This is a genomic window from Paenibacillus nitricinens (genome assembly GCF_052056485.1).
Taxonomy (GTDB): Bacteria; Bacillota; Bacilli; order Paenibacillales; family Paenibacillaceae; genus Paenibacillus_AQ; species Paenibacillus_AQ nitricinens.
In genome coordinates this window covers 2638932-2656266 of record NZ_CP183948.1, presented here as the reverse complement: position 1 = coordinate 2656266, position 17335 = coordinate 2638932, and the positions used below count along the sequence as shown (strand labels likewise).

Below are 17335 nucleotides of genomic sequence, written 5' to 3'. Positions count from 1 at the left end.
AGCCACCTTTTCACCTAGTTCCTTCTGTTATATCACTTAAGCATATGTGGCATGTTAAATGCATGTAAAACTACTTATGACTGCTGGTAATTCACCGCTACCTTCAGACAAGCCTCACACAAAAATGCATAATAAATCCCCTCGCTGTCCTCGGCCTGTTCCATGTCCATTTGCGCAATAAACTTCATCGTCACCGAACAGCAAGGGCACTCAGGATATTCTGCATCCTGAATCCAGGTCGGATGTCCTCCTATCTTCGACGCAGGCGCCTCTAGCATCCAATACGCATTATCATAGGCTCCCATCTGACGTTCTGATAGCTGCATGACATGCCATGAGAATTGCTCCATATCTTCATTTTCAGGCAAAAAATCAGGAACGGCATTATATTCACTCCACGAGTACCTGCCATCAAGATCTACATTCATAAACACGGTGCCATAACAATTACAGTGTATACAAGCTGCAATCCTTAACCGTTGACCAGACAGCTTCATAAATTGAAAAAGCGGGTTCTGCAAGTTGTAATCAAATAGGACTGTCAATTTACTGCCACACCAAGGGCAGGATTGTTCACCTGCTTGCAATGCCGTTACCGTCAAAGGAGCTCGATCTATCCCTTCTTTTCCTTCACCGCATACTTTAAAATGATAACTCTCGGGGTAAAAAAGCAGCCGTTTCCCGCCATCGAAATCTAACTCCCACCCTGCTTCATGGGCATAGGTTTCCGGAGACACATTAAACTCCGATGCCCATCTAGGCGGATGCTGCCGCCATATCTCGAATAACCGAACAACCACTTCATCGCCAATCCAGGCGAGAGCAAGCAGCAAGTGATTACGGTTAGCTGAATCGAACTCCAATTGATGAATGAGCTTATCGCGGATATCCTGACCTGCATCCTTATAGAGAATGCCAGGATAATACTTCCCTTTGCGAAAAAAGGCCTCCAGCCCCCGCTCAATATGCGCACTTGAAAAACATGCAAGCGACAGCAGAATGGTTTCAGCCTGGTCAAAATCATCTTCTTCCAGCAATGCAATCGCGTAAGTCTCCAATCGCTCCCGTTCGCTTCCAGTCAGCTTATGATACAATTCTTGCGCGGTTTTGTGGAAGGGGATTTCGTGTTCAAGCGGATTGTACTTCCGCGGTTTATGCATGATTTTAAGAATTTCAACCGGATCATTCACGCCTGCATACAAATCAACATCTTTTCGATTCTGTTCAATAAACGCCTGTTTCTCCAGAGCAATCTTCCTCTGATGACATGGCATGCAAATCCCACCTGTTTTTAAAGCAGTTGCAGGAAGAATACTTGCCTTACAATCTGCGGTTTGGCAGGGCAGTCGCTCGCTCATCGTACCCCTCCTGTTTTGTATTTTTTCTGCTGGCCTGTTGTGGACAAAACAATCTAAAGCTTATGTAGTGTACCGTTCTTATGCTCCTTGAGTAGCTTTGCGAAAAGCCTACTTGAGTAATCAATCCTACGTTCAGGAAATTCACCTGTAAGCACAATCTTCAACATCTGAAGCAGACGTTTACCTGTTAATTCAGTTGGCCCGAGAGACCATTGTCTAATACTCGGACATAGATATATCAAACCAGAGTAACGAAACGCCGCTCTCAATCTTTCATAAAAATCATCATACTTAAGAGAAATACTGTTTGCTATTAATTCTTTGTAATAATGGTTGGTATCCTCAAAGTTAAAATAACTTGCGAGGTCAATATAAAATGGCGCGTAATAGCACCATCCGAAATCAATAATATAAGCGTTTCCATGATGATAATGAATGTGGGAACCATCTACCGTCTGCAAATCTCCATGCGTAAGCGTCAGGCTTTCCTTCTCATCGTACATAGCTGCCATATCACGCGCAAAAGCATTAGCTTTTTCACGTAATGATGGCAGATACGCGCCAAATTCCTTGTGAAATTCGGGGTTTTGCTCCATAAGATCTTCAAAATGATCCACAGACACTTGAGTAACTAAATAATTCTCCCAATACTGACGATCCGCATGGGGGAGCCACGGCATCTCAGAACCTCTACCCATATTACGAGCATGGATTCTTGCTAATGCTTCCGTAACCCTTGACGACCAATCTGTACCAGAAGGAGGAGATTTAACACTTCCCACATCTTCTATCGCCATCCATCTTGGCTCATTTGTTGCTATATCCAGTGAAAAAGATGCGGGTGTGTTCCGATGTCCCTGATCAGTTAACGTTTTCATCGTCATGCGTTCTTTTAGAGCCGCTTCTTTAAATATCACATTTTCCTTTTTACCATTGTCATAGGTTATCTCTAAACGACGTACCTCTGCACCCGACTCGCCACGTTCAGCTTCTGTCATTAACCCTTGCTCTATATGACAAACCTTTCCGCGTTGAAGTACTTCAGCTAAACCTTGAGCGATTATGATCATATCAGATTCCAAATTCATCTATACTTTCCCTCCGGTATTTACCTTTAGATTCGAACAATCCCCTGCATCTCGTATGGATAATCAATCTGCTTTTTTACCGAAATCATTGCTGCTTCTCCAGCCAAGTGTGAAATCAGATATAACCCCAGATCAATGGAAGTGGAAACTCCACCACCTGTAATCACATTACCATCATGCACAATACGGGTCTCCACAACTTCTTCACAATAAGGCTTTAGTAATTCATAGGCAGATGGATGGGTAGTAGCTTTTTTACCTTCTAGTAACCCCGCAGCCCCAAGCAGCAGTGAGCCGGTGCAGACGGATACCTTATAAGGAACATTGTGAGCACCTGCAATCCACGATACAAAAGCTTCATCATACTGGAGTTTACGTGTCCCCATTCCTCCAGGTACAAATACCATGTCATACTCCGAAAGCACTGGCAGCACTTTTCCAGCTTTAACTGTGAAACCTAACTCATCCGTCACTTCCTCCGACGCTGCACATATATCCCAAGACAAATTTTTGCCGATTTCAAATTGCCCCAATCGATAAATCACATCATAGAACCCCGCAAAATCTAAGAACGTAATCCCGTCAAAAAGTATAAAGGCGATTTTCAATTTCGCACTCTCCTCTTTATGGTTTGGTTAGGATGATAGGCTCACCTTTAGTCACAATAATCGTATGTTCAAACTGTGCTACCCGGCCATTGTCTACAACACTTAGTGTCCATCCATCCGACTGCTGCTCCACGTAATCTGCTCCAGTTGAGAGAAAGGGTTCAACCGTAATCACCTGTCCCTCTTTTAATACTGTAGTCACTCTTGGATTGTAGAATGGTAAGATTTCAAAAGGCTTCTCATGGAGTGATTTGCCAATCCCGTGGCTGCACAGATTACGTACCACTCTATAGCCGCGTTTCCGAGCTTCGAGTTCCATCATTCTGCCAATCTCATTGACCTTCATCCCTGCTCTCAGATGATTGATCACGCTCATCATAGTTTCCTCTGCACTCTGGCATAGACGAAGTATGTCATCATTATAAGGTGGTAATTGAAAAGAAACTCCGGCATCCCCATAATATCCATTTAGCTCAGCAGATACATCTATATTGATCAAATCACCAGCATTAATCACTCTAGGACCAGGAATCCCATGTGCAACCTCTTCATTCACACTGATGCAGGTGCTGCCTGGAAAATTATACGTTTTCATCGGGGCTGAAGATGCTCCGAATTCCGCTAGAATTTTAGCTCCAATGCTATCAAGCTCCGCTGTTGTCATACCTGGAGTTACTTTCTTTTTCATCTCGGCGATGGTATGTCCTACTACTTTCCCTATGGCTTTTAGCCCTTCTAAATCTTGTATGGTATCACTCGTCATCTATCACACATTCCTCTCACTTCTGGTATGAATCACTTGTCTAACTTCTGAAATGCACTTCCATTCCACTGAAAAATATCTTCCATCTGTTTACCCGCTACATTATCGTAATAACTTCTCTTGAAGCTATGATCATCCACTTTATCAAGCTTTATCGAATATCCCTTAGGACTGCTGATAAACAAATCAGAGTCTGGTTTGGTCTCTAATTCCTCTATACTGTTATTTTTCCTAAGCGTAAACAGCTTATAGAAGTAACCGTTACTGGATCCGTACTGACCAATCGTAAAATCCGGATCGCCGTCGCCATTATAATCCTCAAACTGAATTTGAAAAAAATCATTAAATATTAAGGGGTCCTCAAAATGTTCGCTGAGCGGAAAACGATACAAAGTTCTTCCTTGATCATCGATAAGCGCAAGCCCAAATCGGCCACTCCAATTTCTTCCCATCAACGGACCTGGTGTTGTCCAATTCTCACTGTAGGTTCCATCTAAAAGCTGCAGATCCAAGAATTCGGCTCTAGTAGTGACCGAAGAGAGGTCATTATGTGATATTGTTACTGGCCCTTTAACCTTGACCGATGACTCCAACGACTCCGTCTGTTCAATGTTCGCCTTATCTGCTGCCCCAAAAATGAGTTTCCTTAATTGGTCCGAATTCTTCACCGGAATAGAGTAGCCCTGACCACCATTCTCGGCTGTAGTAAATACTCCTCTATAGCCGGGTTCATCACCTATTGCTATGTAATACTCCTTCGAGTAGCCATCACCGTAAACAAGCTTCATTTTAAATTCAGGAGCCCAATCCAGCTCTCCCAACAATTTATTGCTCTTGTTCATAGCTTCCGCAAGTGTCTTAATCAGAGTGGAGTCCTTCAGCATCAGGGTCTCAGAATATTCTGATTGGTCAGCTTGATTCTGATCACTGGTTGTTACTGAGGTTAATGACACTCCGGTGATCCACCTGGCATTGATGAAGCCCACATCATTCTTACATCCACTTAACAACGTAACCACTACCAATGATACAACACACAGTAAATGCCTAATGCGGACCGCCTCCAAGAAAAGAAACATAATCCAATTATAACAGCGTCCATAAATATAAAGAAATCGGCTTTCCGAACCGTTACAAGCATAAACGCTTTCGCATCCCTATAGGGGCGACAAGTGTTTATGCGAGAAATATAAGGATAATTTATAACATGGAACATATAAATTCTTATATTTTAAAAAAAAGACTATAACCTGCTCCTTTAATGAGTGGTTCTAGTCTTATAGAATCAAGTAAATATGTAGTGATACGATCAGACGATTAAGCTTGAATTGCGCCTACCGTCTTAAGCCAAGCCTCTGCAATAAGCGCATGACCCGCAGGTGATGGATGTACTCCATCCGGAGCCCAATAAGCAGGTTCTGCTTTCACGGATGCCGCAGCAAACAGGCCATCCAGCGGTACAAGGGGTGCACCATATTCACGTGCCAGTTCACGAACAATGTGAATTTTAGGGTCCAGATCCTGGCGCCAGGTTTTACGATCTTCTGGGACAGGCAACACGAATGGCTCGATTAAGACTAATTTAGCAGCCAGCGAATGCTGCGTGCGTTCGATCAGGTCACGATACGCAGCTTCAAATTGTTCAGGCGTTGTTTCCTGACCAGAATCAAAGCGGCGCCAAGTGTCGTTAATCCCAATATATAAGGATACCCAAGTCGGCTTCAGATTCAGGCAATCCTTCTCCCAGCGTTCCTGCAAATCTACTGCACGGTTTCCGCTAATTCCACGATTATAAAACGTAAGATTCTTTTCAGGATATAAATGCCCCAGACGAGCGGCGATCATCAATGCATAGCCTACACCAAGCGATGACGCATCTTCATAATTGCGACCCCAATCCGTTATACTGTCGCCTTGAAACAGAATGACATCGTTTTGTCGGAATAACATCACGTAATCCTCCCCTATTTCCACTGTTAATATTAGCCAATATAGTATATCAAAAATGATTACTACGTACCAGGACAATCATTAACAATTCATGGTAGAAACCACTAGAGATCAACAAAAAAACCTGCTCTATTTAGAGCAGGTTTTCCAATAATACAATTAATAAGCTAAGCTAAACAATCCTTTAATGTGAGACAAGTAACGAATATTACTTGCTTCCTTCATCAAGGTTGCAGGCAAGCCTTTTAGCGGTGTTGAGCTAGCACCAACGATGGCTACACCGTCTTTACGACCCAAGCTGGCAAGCGTACCTGAGTTGATCGGACTAAAGGATTCAAATGATTTATCCTTCAAGTATGCATAAAGATTGTACCCGATCAATTCACCCATTTGCCAAGCGATTTGTGCAGTTGGTGGATATGGACGACCATCTTCGGCAAAGACAACAGCGCTGTCGCCAGCAACGAATACATCCTTGTGAGATGTGGATTGCAAGAATTCATTTACCGTTGCACGACCACGGTTCACTTCAAGACCGGATTCACCAATCAGTGGATTTCCTTGTACGCCGCCAGTCCATACGAAGGTGTTAGCAACAATTTTTTGACCATCTTTCAAGTCAATGACATTATCCGCTACATTCGTAACAGGTAGACCTGTCAAGAATTGAACACCACGTTTTTCTAAGCTAGCCACTGCACGTTCGATCAGTGCATCTGGCAATACTGGAAGAATCTTAGGACCTGCTTCAACGAGCATCAGTTTAATTTCTTTAGGATCTACGCCATATTTCTTAGTGAGTGTTGGCAACACATCAGCGATTTCACCAACAAGTTCAACACCTGTTAAGCCACCGCCGCCGATTAGGATGCTTGCATCTGCTGGATTCTTAGACTTCGCATATTCACGGATACGCTCATCAATATGACGATGAATTCTGTTAGCATCCGCTGCCGATTTCAATACCATACTGTATTGCTCAAGACCTGGAATGCCGAAATAAGCCGTAGTGCTTCCAAGACCCACAACTAGAGCATCATAGGACAATGTCACACCATCAGATAGTGTAATTTGTTTGTTCTCAACAGAAAAAGAGTTAACCTTTGCGATTTTCAGGTCGATATCTTTGCCGGCAAAAAGCTTAGCCAGTGGCATAGCAACAGCACCCTCTGCAACACTACCCGCTGCAAGACGATGTAATTCTGTAATAATTTGATGTGTAGGATATTGGTTAACGACTGTAATTTTAGCTTCGTCTTTCTTCAGGTACTTGCGTACAGTTAAGGCGCTTAGTAGACCACCATAACCTGCTCCTAGAATGACAATATGTTTAGACATGATGTTTCCTCCGTCCTTACGAATGAGATATAAAAAATATTATTTCTGCTGACTGCGTTCGCCGGCGACTTGAAGATAAGCATTTACAAAACGGAAAAGCTTCTGTGCTTGTGGATCTTTAAGCATCTTCATTAGACCAAATACACCGATCACTTCTTTGCTTTCATTCGCACGATCTTGCGCTTCGATCACTGTAGCTGCCATATTCTTCGCCGAATGCACCACAGGTTCAGCAAGTTCTTTAATTGCACTTACCGTATCACTTTTCAAGACTTCATCCGCAGCGACAGTTTGAACAAAGTCATATGACTTTGTGAGCACGCCGGCAAGCTCTGTTAATTTTGGCAACTGTTCCACTAGAACCGTTAACGATTCCTGAACTTCAGGTTTCAATAGCTGCTCCAAAACATTCATTTGTTCTTGAGTGACAGCTAATTTTGGTGATTCTTGTTCAGGGGTTGTTTGAGTGATTGTTTCTGACATATCCGAATCTCCTCTGCAAATAAGCTTTGCTGCTTAGTAGTAATAAAAAAATAATAACTTGTGACGCCATATTTCTATTATAGCACTTATCAAGTTATAAATGTCACAAAGTTTTTGAATTTCTCTAAAGTTTTGTGATTTTTATTACATTAAAACGGGATAGTTAAAATTCTTGATATCATTTATACACATTTGATTGAGTAAATGCTTATTGAGTAAATGCTTATTCAGTAAATTCATTCAAATTCATTTCCGCCTTCAATATAACGGATACCAAATCCGGATTCTTCTTCGGAAGCAACCTAAAATAAAGTGAACGAAGGAAATTCTTTGTATTCACACGAGCCACATACTTGTTACGACTTCGCGGCCACCCTCCGCATTGCTCCAAACTTCCGATCCAATCCACTATAGACAGCTCTGCAAGTAAATGATGATCTATCATTGTAGCTACAATCGTAGCGATCCGTTCATCCTCTTCGTCGCTAAATATGTACTGATCGTTGTAAAGCATCCTTTGGATGACTGCCAGAACCTCTTCCCGGATCGTTGCATCACTCTCTGAGCACAGTACCAGTTCATCCAAAGCATCTGCGCCATGGGCCGCAGCGTGTGCCCAGCCTGCTACAGGTGTAAATCCTCGTAAATCCTGTTCTTCCTCATAATATCTAATTAAGGATTCCTTCACATTTGTAAACGCAGCGCTATCTAACAACCCCTGTTCCCTATGCCGCTGAAGAATAAGCGCAACGACCAGTACAGAAAATGTTCTGGTGAACACAGCCGGATCGTCCTTACTGCCAATGTGATAGAACAAATGCTGCTCATCAAGAAGAATCAGGAGCAGCTCACGAAGCTCCGCATCACTAAACCATTGTTTCTCGTTAATCCATTTGTAGAAGGTGGAATAGATCAAGTCATCTCTTAGCTTCGGCTGTGGATCTCCTATGTACTCAAGCATCAATTTCACATAATCCCTTAATTGCTCCCCACTTCTAAGCTCGTAATCGTTCTCTTCAATTCTTTGCAGGTCTATTATCAACTGCGCTCTAGTATCGTTCAACATTCCCACCCTTTCATTAATAAAAGCAATTTAAATTTTTCATATCCTAATATCCTAATTTACATCCCAATATTTTACAACGTAGTATTTATTCTTCGACACTCCAAAGTACTTCGATAGCTGAATGTAAATGAAATGAATTTAATCATTGACGAATATAATTAACTGTGCTATTTTTAGTTAGTAACTAATAGTTAGTTCATTTATAAATATCACCTATTTATAATTAACAAGCAAATACATACACATATGGAGGAATAACTCATGAGCACTTTTACAGATTTAATTGAATCCCGTAGGTCTGCTATGAATTTTGTTGAAGGGGTGAAGATCCCTCAGAATGAATTAGAGGAAATGTTCTCTTACGCTAGATTGGCACCATCGGCTTATAATCTTCAACATACCAATTACAAAGTGGTTTCTGATGAGAATTTAAAAGAGGAGATTCGTAAGGCGGCTTACGGTCAATATAAAATACATTCCGCCTCAGCGGTAATTGTAGTACTCGGAGATAAACATGCTTATTTGAAAGCTCCAGAAATCTACGGTGGACTTAAAGCTTTAGGGGCGATGAGCCCAGAGGATTATGATGCAGAGATTGAAACGATTAACAATGCTTACGCAGGAAAGGATGCTTTTCAAAGAGATGAAGCGATACGAAATGCCTCCCTGTCTGCCATGCACTTTATGCTGATTGCCAAAGATAAAGGCTGGGATACCTGCCCGATGATCGGCTTTGATCCGGAAGCCATTCAATCCACTTTAAATCTACTCGATCATATGGTACCGGTTATGCTGATTACAATTGGCAAAGACAAGAAACATAAAATCAGACCACGTGGCTATCGCAAGCCGGTCAATGAATTCGTTGAATTTATCTAAGGGTTACAGGAAGATATCGATAGATATAACAAAAGCGTTTCATCCGATATTGAAGTTCGGACGGAACGCTTTTTTTACTAAGGATGAGGAGCTTAAACCTCTTCTCCACTACTTAGCATACTGAAGAATTGCAATCGCTGCTCGTTCCCGTCGTTCGGCGCTCTCACTAACAAGAGCTTCCTTCAAAATATCGAGCGCCATTGATAATGTCTCTTCATCCACATGCACTCGATTAATCACCGCTTGCTCTGAATCAGAAGAACCTGTAATCCACAGATCCACACGAGTACTAGGCATCGGCCCCTTATACTGTTTAACTATCCCACTATCGCTAAGAAATTCTTTTACCTCTACGTTTAGATCGGTTATAGGAAGACTTTTCAGCCAAGTTACACCACGTCGATGGCATGTACCGAGGTCTGGCGCGTCAAATAATTCATTGTAAAAATAATCGCCAAGATCACCTAGATGTACCCAATCTCCATCACACACCAGCACATAATCACCATCCTGCATCGTATGTACGAACAGATGAATGGCTTGTAAATGTTCTGTAAGCTCCAACTCACTGTATTGGTATGTATGAATCATCCGATCGCGGAGCTCCACTTTACTGATGTTCTCCAAATCCCCTATTCCGGGATATCCGATACTCACATAATTACCCTCTAAAAATGTCGTGATTCTTTCGGTCCCAAGCGGCTTTGATCCCATCTGAAACAGATTCACAGATCATCCCTCCAAGTAATTAATATAATATTTTTCAACGAAAAGAACTCTTCTTAGCAAGCTCATATGACTATCCTCCATCCTGCGTCCTCATTGGTGTAATTAAAAAAAGTGTGGATGAAGTCATGTCTACAGGCTGTATCACCAGTGGTCTTTCTTTTCCAGCAAACCTTATGATAAGCGTCTCACTATCAATCACCCGAAGGATGTCTCTGAAATATTTCCCGTTAAAAGCTGCTCGAAAATATTCACCTTCTAGATACTCCAATGGAATCTCCTCTTTTGCCTCACCTACGTCGGCGGTCCAGGATATTAAATGAAGTATACCGGAGGGAAGTACACCGAGCGTTACACTTTCACCAGCCAATATAGCAATACGTTCAACGACAAGCAACAATCGCTCTGTATTAACAATCACTTCGGAGAGGTACACCTGCGGAATTAAATGATCGACAAAGGGATATGTGCCCTCTAATAGCGCAGACTGAACCCTCAAGCCATCAGAAATAAATCTGATTTGTTTCTGACCTATCTCGATTTGGGTGCTGCTGCCCTCATTATCGTTTATCATTTTTAAAAGATCCTGAATAGTGCTGCCCGGTATAATGACATTTAAAGGACTTGCTTCGTAATCTTCTACGTTTTCAACAACATGCTGAGCAAGGCGGATGCCATCAGTGGCGACTACGCGAATATTGTGATTATCTATTTGAAGTGAAACACCTGTGAGTACAGGTCTAGTTTCCAACGAAGAAACCGCAAAAACCACATGTTTAAATATTCGCTTCAAAAGTGTGTTCTTCATGCGTATCTTTTGGATGTTTGGATGATCCATGTAATGGATTCTTGGAAATTCTGCAGTGTCCATCCCGCATAAGCGAAACTGGGTATTGCCCGATTGGATATTTAGAATCAATGTCTCTGCGATTTCCAGGCTAATTAATCCAGGGTCAAGCTTGCGGATGATCTCATAAAAATAACGTGCGGGCACTACGATCTCACCTGATTTGTGTACAATCATCGAATCTATCTTCACAGGAAGCTTATATTCAATGGTCATTCTTATATTGCTGGCTGTTAAAGTCAGACCCTCCGCTTGCGCCTGAATATGTATTCCGGTAAGAACACGGGAGGAACTATTCGCGGATATAGCTTTTAAGACTGCTTGTAGTGCAGTGCTGAAAGAATCTTTTGACACATGGATTAGCAAAGATTTCACCTAACTCTCCTTAGATTCCTTTGCAAAATGCGCCTCAATAATGTTCCGAAATACCTGTGAGCGAGATACGTTCTGTTCCTCACAAGCCTGCTCAATCTCCTGCCAAATGTTTTCTGGAAGCGTCAAAGAGACCTTTTTAGTTATACCGGTGCTTTTTCTGCCAGCCCCTTCCCGAAGACCTCCCCTTGTAAAAAGAAACCCTAACTGCCCGTCTTTAGTAGCTAAGCCTACCTTAACTTTATCCTTAGAGCTACTTGTGATATCGCTTGTGATTTTAGAATTGAATTCACTTAAAATTTCATCGCTGTGTTCGTCTTCGAATTTATGATCACTCAATCCTTACACCTCACATTTTGATTTTAGTAACTAAAATCAATATAACTACTATTTTCATAATACCATACATGGCAATAATCCACCACCGCTCTAGAAACAAAAAAACACCCCATAGATCGGAGTGTGGTTAGCTGGGTAAGCGTTCGAAATTGTGACTGTAAGAGTTAATTACCGCACTACCTCAAGATATTCTGATAATTTGGGGTAAGGTCTGACTTTCGCGGATCTCTCAAATGCTTGAATGATTCTAACTTCACCTTTGGACCAGAAGTGATTCTAAAGGTCATAGTATCCTCTCCAACGGAGAGATGCGGCCCCACTGTAGGATGTATGTTAAGTGTAACTAAGAAATCAAATCCACGAAATCCATTCACTCGCTTCATATCAGTAACGTCCACTAAATAAGGATAGACAGTCGGAGTTATCGTTAGAAGTGGCGCATAAATCTCAGCGATTTTTTTCTCAATATAAGGTAAAAGAAAGAGCATCATTGTGTCTTTATACATGAGCTCGCGGGAATCCTGATCTGTAAGCTTCGGTTCCGAATCAGATCTGGACGGAGCCTCGGCTGGCGGTTGAACAAACCTATTAGCGGAGCAAGGTTGTTGCCCCAGCAAGAAGATCACTGCGATAAGAAGAGGAGCAATCCAGTTTTTTTTCATCAAAACAGCCTCCTTAGGGAACTTTTAATAAATTCCCCAATGAGGCCCTATTTTTATACGCTAAATCTCAATGGTGTTAAAAAGGAAGGAAGCTCCCCTAAGATAATTCGTTAGAATCGCTTGCGCATAAGGCTGTTCTGCTTTCAGTCCCTCGGTTTCTCTAGGGTCGGGTGCGTGATGGCAATAATTTTCGATCATAACCATGACCATAAAATTCTCTAAAGTCTGAAACCACTCCCCATCAAGCTTGGCCACACTTTCGTAACCCTTAATGACCAGTTCTCTTTGTAAAGGATACAGCCCTAGAATGGTATGTGCCACATCATAAAGATAATATCCCCAGCCACATCTTCCGAAATCAATCGGTCGAGGTTCACCCTCTTTAAATATGATGTTCCCTTGATGTAAATCACCATGGATAACCCCATATGTCCTTCTGTTCTTATTTTTGTGCTGCTTGCTTAACCAGCCGTATAATTTCTCAGCCGCAGACTGATACAGAACGAACTCATCATCCGAAAGAAAACTATGGTAGTGCAGCTTGAATCGGAGCATTGCTTTTCTAAAGCTATGTTCATCCCACACGGGACGATTAAAACCTGGAGGTAACTCAAGCTCCTGTGCCGCTTTATGTAACTCGGCTAATAAAACGCCTTCTTTGTAAATTTGTTCTTCGGTAAGTCTTTCGTTCGCATATTCACCTTCAACCCAGCGCATTAACGATGCATATATACCATCCCCATTACCTTGCTCCACTTTGAACGTAACAGAACCTGTTCGATCATGAACCCCTTTCGGCAGGGGGACATCCATTTTGCTCGTCAAAAGCTCCAGCCAAGCGATTTCAGAGTTAATTTCCTCTTTAGATCTCCCCGAGTGAAGACGCAGCAAAAAAGTCCCCTCTTTATTGGTCTCTATTACAAAAGTGCAAGTGTCCGATCGTTGGTTGAAACGAATCTGTGTCCAATCGAGGTCAAAGTGCTGGAGCGCCATTAAAGCTGCTTGCTTATAATTATTTCTCATCGCAATGGAATGTACACATCAACCTCATCAGGCCATGTAGGATTAGCAAACTGATAAACTTCAATCGCCAGTGCACGATCATTACTTTGCAAATCGTTTTCCCTTACATAACTATGAAGAACCTCATAGGGATCACCTTTGGATTTTACATAAACATACTGCTCTCGCTTCATCGCTTCTACTCTTTCCGTCTCGTGTCCTACAAAAGAAGAAGTAATACTCAAGCCTATTAGCTTCATCTCCGGTAATTCGAGCACTTGAACTACACCTTCATCCATCATGAATAATTCATCCCTTCTATGATTACTTAAAATGAAAATATCTGAAATAAATATTTCTCTTGAAAATAATTTCAGAAAACTAAATAATATAAAGCAGTACTACATGTCGGATCTATCATCTCAATAAGGGTGGAGCTTCATTACAGACAGAAGAAAGGTTGAACATCGGCACCATGAACGCAATTCCAAGCCTCAACAAGGAACCAGCCCGTGTGAAAAAAACACGCAAAGAACCTTTCCCCATCTCTATTCTTTCGCTTACGGTAGGCGCTTTTGCCATTGGAATGACTGAATTTGTCATCATGGGTATTTTACCAAATGTAGCCAAGGATTTACAGGTTAGTATTTCAACGGCAGGCCAGCTCATTACGATGTATGCCCTTGGGGTAGCCGTCGGCGCTCCTATCCTAACCATCCTTACACAACGAATTCCGCAAAAGAAACTGTTATGCCTGCTCATGGTATTATTTATTCTAGGTAACGGAATCTCAGTATTTGCTCCAAACTATGCCGTTCTTATGATAGCTCGTATCATCACAGCTTTAACACACGGAACTTTCTTTGGCGTGGGCGCAGTGATCGCTTCTAATCTGGTCAAGCCCAATAGGAGGGCCGGAGCCGTATCTATTATGATGGCGGGTTTAACGATAGCCAATATTGTTGGCGTTCCTTTAGGAACATTTATTGGACAAAGCATGGGCTGGCGCGCCTCATTTGCTGCGATAGCAGTCATGGGAGTCGTTGCACTAATCGGCATTCTTATTTTCATTCCAAAGCTTAAACAAGACAAACCTGCTAGTGTAATCCAGCAAATTTCTGCGCTAGCTAATCCTAAATTGCTTCTATTCTTACTGATCGGTGCGCTTGGTAACGCCAGCTTGTTCACGGTGTTCACTTATATTGCGCCCCTGCTTCAGCAGGTGACCGGATTTGCCGAGCATAGCGTGACATGGATTCTAGTCCTCTTTGGCTGTGGTGTAACCATCGGAAATATCGTTGGTGGGAAGCTAGCGGATTGGAAGCTGATGCCTTCTATCGTGGGACTTTATTTTGCAGTTAGTGTCATTCTTACGATATTTTCCTTTACAATGCACAGTCCAATTGCTGCGGTCATTACAATCTTCTTCTGGGGTTTGGTGTCCTTTGCGGTTATGCCAGGACTACAAATACGGATCATGAGTCTGGCTCAGGCCGCTCCCGCACTCGCTTCAACGACTAGCCACTCCGCAGGGAATCTAGGGAATGCAACGGGTGCCTTCATCGGTGGATGGGTCATTTCTCATCTTGCGATTACTTCGCTGCCATGGGTCGGTGCCGTTCTGGTAGGACTCGGTCTGGTACTTGGGATTGCTTGTTATATAGCAGAACGTAAAGAGAAAGTAGCGTAATTTTTTATAGGGCAATATTTAAAAAACGAGGGTGTCTCCAAAGCGATAAAAATAGCTTAGAGACCCTCGTTTTTATTTTACAAACTATAGCTATCTGCTATCTTATGGCTTCATTCTTCTAATGCTTAGCATCTGATTTGCCCCTTTTTGAAATTCATAAGGAACCTCCATCTCCGCCACAGCAAAGCCTTGTTGAACCATCTCATCTATAAGGCGATCTAGATACTCATATCTTTTGCAAGACAAATCAACTAAAGGGAAAATACGAAGCTCTCCTCTAGTGACCCGCATAAGTTCATTAACAGTCCTTAGATGAAAATCATAGTCCAGCCGATCATTATACGTAAATAGGAAATGCGCGGACAATGTCAGATCAAAATCCTCATCATTGAACGGCAGATTAGGTAAAATCACAGGAACATATCGCTCCGGGGTTTGTCTCTGATCCTTGATGTTATCGTTTAAAGCCTTACTTCTCGCTTGTGTTAAATCCTCTATAGACTTGAAGTAGTCCCATACAAAATTGCCCTGTACCTTATCCAACTCAGACATAGCATGCTCAATATCTTGAACCCCTTTATCTCCAAGCTCTTCCGCAGAGTAGTAATAAGCGATATCCGAAGCAGTCACGTCACTCCCTAACTGATTCGATATCGCTGTAAAAGAGCAGGCACCTGCAGGACAATCTAAAATCCGCCGGCCTACAAGATCCGCTTCTTGCAATTTGAACATCTGCAAATACTCTTCAAAGGTCCTTCCAATAAAAACAATCCTCTCTAACTCAAGCTTTCCCTCTGCTCCGCTCATCTCATCTCACCTTTCCTCATCTCGGCTAATAGGCTCGCTTTTCACTTCTGTTTAAATATATGTATAAGATAATCTATAAGAAGTCCTAAAATTAGGAACGTCCCAAAATGAATTACATACGTGGGGAATTTGACGCTGATTAGTATACTGCTTGCAGCCCATTCCGTATTATTAACATCAACCATCCAGTTTGCAAAGGGCTTCATAAAGATCAGCGTATCTATAATTGGATTAAGTCGCACAAGAATGATGTTTGCAATCTCAATCCCCAAATAATCACCCAGACAGATGATGATACTAATAATCGAAAGCCAGAAACTGAATTTCCTCCTAAAAAACATCAAACACCGCCCTCTCTATTTTTTCTATTTCTTAACAATTCGTTTAAAATTCAAAATATCCTTGTTGAGATTAGTTCCTGCTTTAAAAAATGATACAATCTGGAGCTCGCTAGCTTGAACGGATAATCCGAAAGTTTGCATAGGATTCCGCAAGTCATATCAATCATTTCTCCCTCCAGCTTCCGCAATACCGTTCCTGCAGGCGCTGGATTCAGCATAATCTCAGGGACAAGAGCGACACCTAAACCACTTTCCACAAAATATTTTAGAGCTGTCATGCTTCCAATCTCCATAGTATCTACTGGTGCTCCACCTGATTCCTGCAGCACATTTTCTAGTTTTTTGCGATAAGGACAGTTCACTGCCGTTATAAGTAACCGATGAGCCCGTAAATCCTCTGGTGTGATATTCTCTTTGGAAGCTAACGGATGCTCTTCTGGCATAAGTAACACAAATTCCTCCGTAAATAAGGGTTCAAAATAAAGCTCTTTCCCCAGCTCTGGCGCTGAACAAACAGCCATATCAATTTCGCCTCGCAAAAGTAGTTCACTGAGTGCAGCGGTTCCCGCGATCTCCACGGAGACCCTCACTTTCGGAAACTGCGTCATAAAACTACTTAACAACTGCGGCAAACGATAGCTCGCCGTCGGATCCGTTACCCCTATGCGGACGCTGCCAGCCTCGCCTATCTTCAAATTGGCCAAACGGCTCTGTAGCCGCTCCATATCCTTAACAATATGTAAGCTCTCTTCATAAAACAATCTACCAGCTTCTGTTAAGCTGATTTGTTTTCCCCGCTCAAGCAATTGACATCCTAAGTCGGATTCAAGCCTCTGCATTTGCATCGTGACCGTTGATTGAGCATAATTCAATGCCTCTGCTGCACGGTTAAAGCTTCCTGAAATCACAATGGCTTGAAAGGTTTTTATTGTTTTTAGATCCATTCCTGAGCCCTCCACTACTTAGTTCAATTAAATTGAACCAAATCTTCAATTAATTCAATTATACGAAATCCG

20 protein-coding genes are annotated in these 17335 nt (G+C 42.2%); 2 read left to right on the top strand and 18 right to left on the bottom strand.

Annotated features, from left to right (window positions below; all coding sequences use genetic code 11):
- Positions 1-74 precede the first annotated feature (74 nt).
- The 9 genes from ACN6KS_RS11560 to ACN6KS_RS11520 form a co-directional block, all read right to left on the bottom strand.
- Positions 75-1358: a DUF1963 domain-containing protein gene (locus tag ACN6KS_RS11560; RefSeq protein WP_440962053.1), complete on the bottom strand. Its 1284-nt coding sequence runs from the start codon at positions 1356-1358 to the stop codon at positions 75-77.
- A gap of 53 nt (positions 1359-1411) precedes the next feature.
- Positions 1412-2446 carry a phosphotransferase gene (locus ACN6KS_RS11555; RefSeq protein ID WP_440962052.1) on the bottom strand — a complete coding sequence of 345 codons (1035 nt, stop codon included), beginning with the start codon at positions 2444-2446 and terminating at the stop codon, positions 1412-1414.
- Between the two features lie 26 nt (positions 2447-2472).
- Positions 2473-3054, bottom strand: coding sequence for a DJ-1/PfpI family protein (locus tag ACN6KS_RS11550; RefSeq protein ID WP_440962051.1), 582 nt, complete (start codon positions 3052-3054; stop codon positions 2473-2475).
- Positions 3055-3070: 16 nt separating this feature from the next.
- Positions 3071-3817 (bottom strand): type I methionyl aminopeptidase, encoded by a 747-nt coding sequence (map, locus tag ACN6KS_RS11545; protein ID WP_280788692.1) that lies wholly within the window; start codon positions 3815-3817, stop codon positions 3071-3073.
- Positions 3818-3849: 32 nt separating this feature from the next.
- Positions 3850-4770 carry a hypothetical protein gene (locus ACN6KS_RS11540; protein ID WP_280788693.1) on the bottom strand — a complete coding sequence of 307 codons (921 nt, stop codon included), beginning with the start codon at positions 4768-4770 and terminating at the stop codon, positions 3850-3852.
- 364 nt (positions 4771-5134) lie between these two features.
- Positions 5135-5767 carry an SGNH/GDSL hydrolase family protein gene (locus tag ACN6KS_RS11535; protein ID WP_440962050.1) on the bottom strand — a complete coding sequence of 211 codons (633 nt, stop codon included), beginning with the start codon at positions 5765-5767 and terminating at the stop codon, positions 5135-5137.
- A 159-nt stretch (positions 5768-5926) separates the two neighbouring features.
- On the bottom strand, positions 5927-7105 hold the full coding sequence (locus ACN6KS_RS11530) for an NAD(P)/FAD-dependent oxidoreductase (protein WP_042126690.1): 1179 nt from the start codon (positions 7103-7105) through the stop codon (positions 5927-5929).
- Positions 7106-7144: 39 nt separating this feature from the next.
- A complete protein-coding gene (locus ACN6KS_RS11525; RefSeq protein WP_094871310.1) occupies positions 7145-7588 on the bottom strand; it encodes a DUF1641 domain-containing protein in 444 nt (147 codons plus the stop codon).
- Positions 7589-7811: 223 nt separating this feature from the next.
- Positions 7812-8651 carry a DUF2785 domain-containing protein gene (locus ACN6KS_RS11520; RefSeq protein WP_440962393.1) on the bottom strand — a complete coding sequence of 280 codons (840 nt, stop codon included), beginning with the start codon at positions 8649-8651 and terminating at the stop codon, positions 7812-7814.
- Between the two features lie 264 nt (positions 8652-8915).
- Here ACN6KS_RS11520 and ACN6KS_RS11515 point away from each other — a divergent pair, with 264 nt between their 5' ends.
- Complete coding sequence (locus tag ACN6KS_RS11515; RefSeq protein WP_440962049.1) at positions 8916-9533, top strand: nitroreductase family protein; 618 nt, start codon at positions 8916-8918, stop codon at positions 9531-9533.
- A gap of 108 nt (positions 9534-9641) precedes the next feature.
- On the opposite strand, the gene ACN6KS_RS11510 is transcribed toward ACN6KS_RS11515, so the two are convergent.
- From ACN6KS_RS11510 to ACN6KS_RS11485, 6 genes are all read right to left on the bottom strand, one after another.
- The gene (locus tag ACN6KS_RS11510; protein ID WP_440962048.1) at positions 9642-10262 is read right to left on the bottom strand and encodes a hypothetical protein; all 621 of its coding nucleotides are present in this window, start codon (positions 10260-10262) and stop codon (positions 9642-9644) included.
- A gap of 70 nt (positions 10263-10332) precedes the next feature.
- Positions 10333-11481, bottom strand: coding sequence for a DNA polymerase III subunit beta (dnaN, locus tag ACN6KS_RS11505; RefSeq protein ID WP_440962047.1), 1149 nt, complete (start codon positions 11479-11481; stop codon positions 10333-10335).
- Positions 11482-11817, bottom strand: coding sequence for a hypothetical protein (locus ACN6KS_RS11500; protein ID WP_440962046.1), 336 nt, complete (start codon positions 11815-11817; stop codon positions 11482-11484).
- A gap of 176 nt (positions 11818-11993) precedes the next feature.
- Positions 11994-12479: a DUF3888 domain-containing protein gene (locus ACN6KS_RS11495; protein WP_440962045.1), complete on the bottom strand. Its 486-nt coding sequence runs from the start codon at positions 12477-12479 to the stop codon at positions 11994-11996.
- 60 nt (positions 12480-12539) lie between these two features.
- Positions 12540-13502, bottom strand: a complete 963-nt coding sequence (locus tag ACN6KS_RS11490; protein ID WP_440962044.1) for a phosphotransferase enzyme family protein — start codon at positions 13500-13502, stop codon at positions 12540-12542.
- Positions 13499-13783 (bottom strand): hypothetical protein, encoded by a 285-nt coding sequence (locus ACN6KS_RS11485; RefSeq protein WP_440962043.1) that lies wholly within the window; start codon positions 13781-13783, stop codon positions 13499-13501. Before ACN6KS_RS11485 ends, ACN6KS_RS11490 begins: the two co-directional genes overlap by 4 nt.
- A 173-nt stretch (positions 13784-13956) precedes the next feature.
- Here ACN6KS_RS11485 and ACN6KS_RS11480 point away from each other — a divergent pair, with 173 nt between their 5' ends.
- On the top strand, positions 13957-15171 hold the full coding sequence (locus tag ACN6KS_RS11480) for an MFS transporter (RefSeq protein ID WP_440962042.1): 1215 nt from the start codon (positions 13957-13959) through the stop codon (positions 15169-15171).
- 102 nt (positions 15172-15273) lie between these two features.
- Here the strand turns inward: ACN6KS_RS11480 and ACN6KS_RS11475 are convergent, their stop codons facing one another.
- From ACN6KS_RS11475 to ACN6KS_RS11465, 3 genes are read right to left on the bottom strand one after another with little or no spacing between them, the layout of a single operon-like run.
- Positions 15274-15978 (bottom strand): SAM-dependent methyltransferase, encoded by a 705-nt coding sequence (locus ACN6KS_RS11475; protein WP_440962041.1) that lies wholly within the window; start codon positions 15976-15978, stop codon positions 15274-15276.
- A 41-nt stretch (positions 15979-16019) separates the two neighbouring features.
- Entirely contained in the window at positions 16020-16322 is a 303-nt protein-coding gene (locus ACN6KS_RS11470; RefSeq protein WP_143812473.1) for a hypothetical protein, read from the bottom strand.
- Positions 16323-16369: 47 nt separating this feature from the next.
- A complete protein-coding gene (locus ACN6KS_RS11465) occupies positions 16370-17263 on the bottom strand; it encodes a LysR family transcriptional regulator (RefSeq protein ID WP_440962040.1) in 894 nt (297 codons plus the stop codon).
- Positions 17264-17335: the final 72 nt, after the last annotated feature.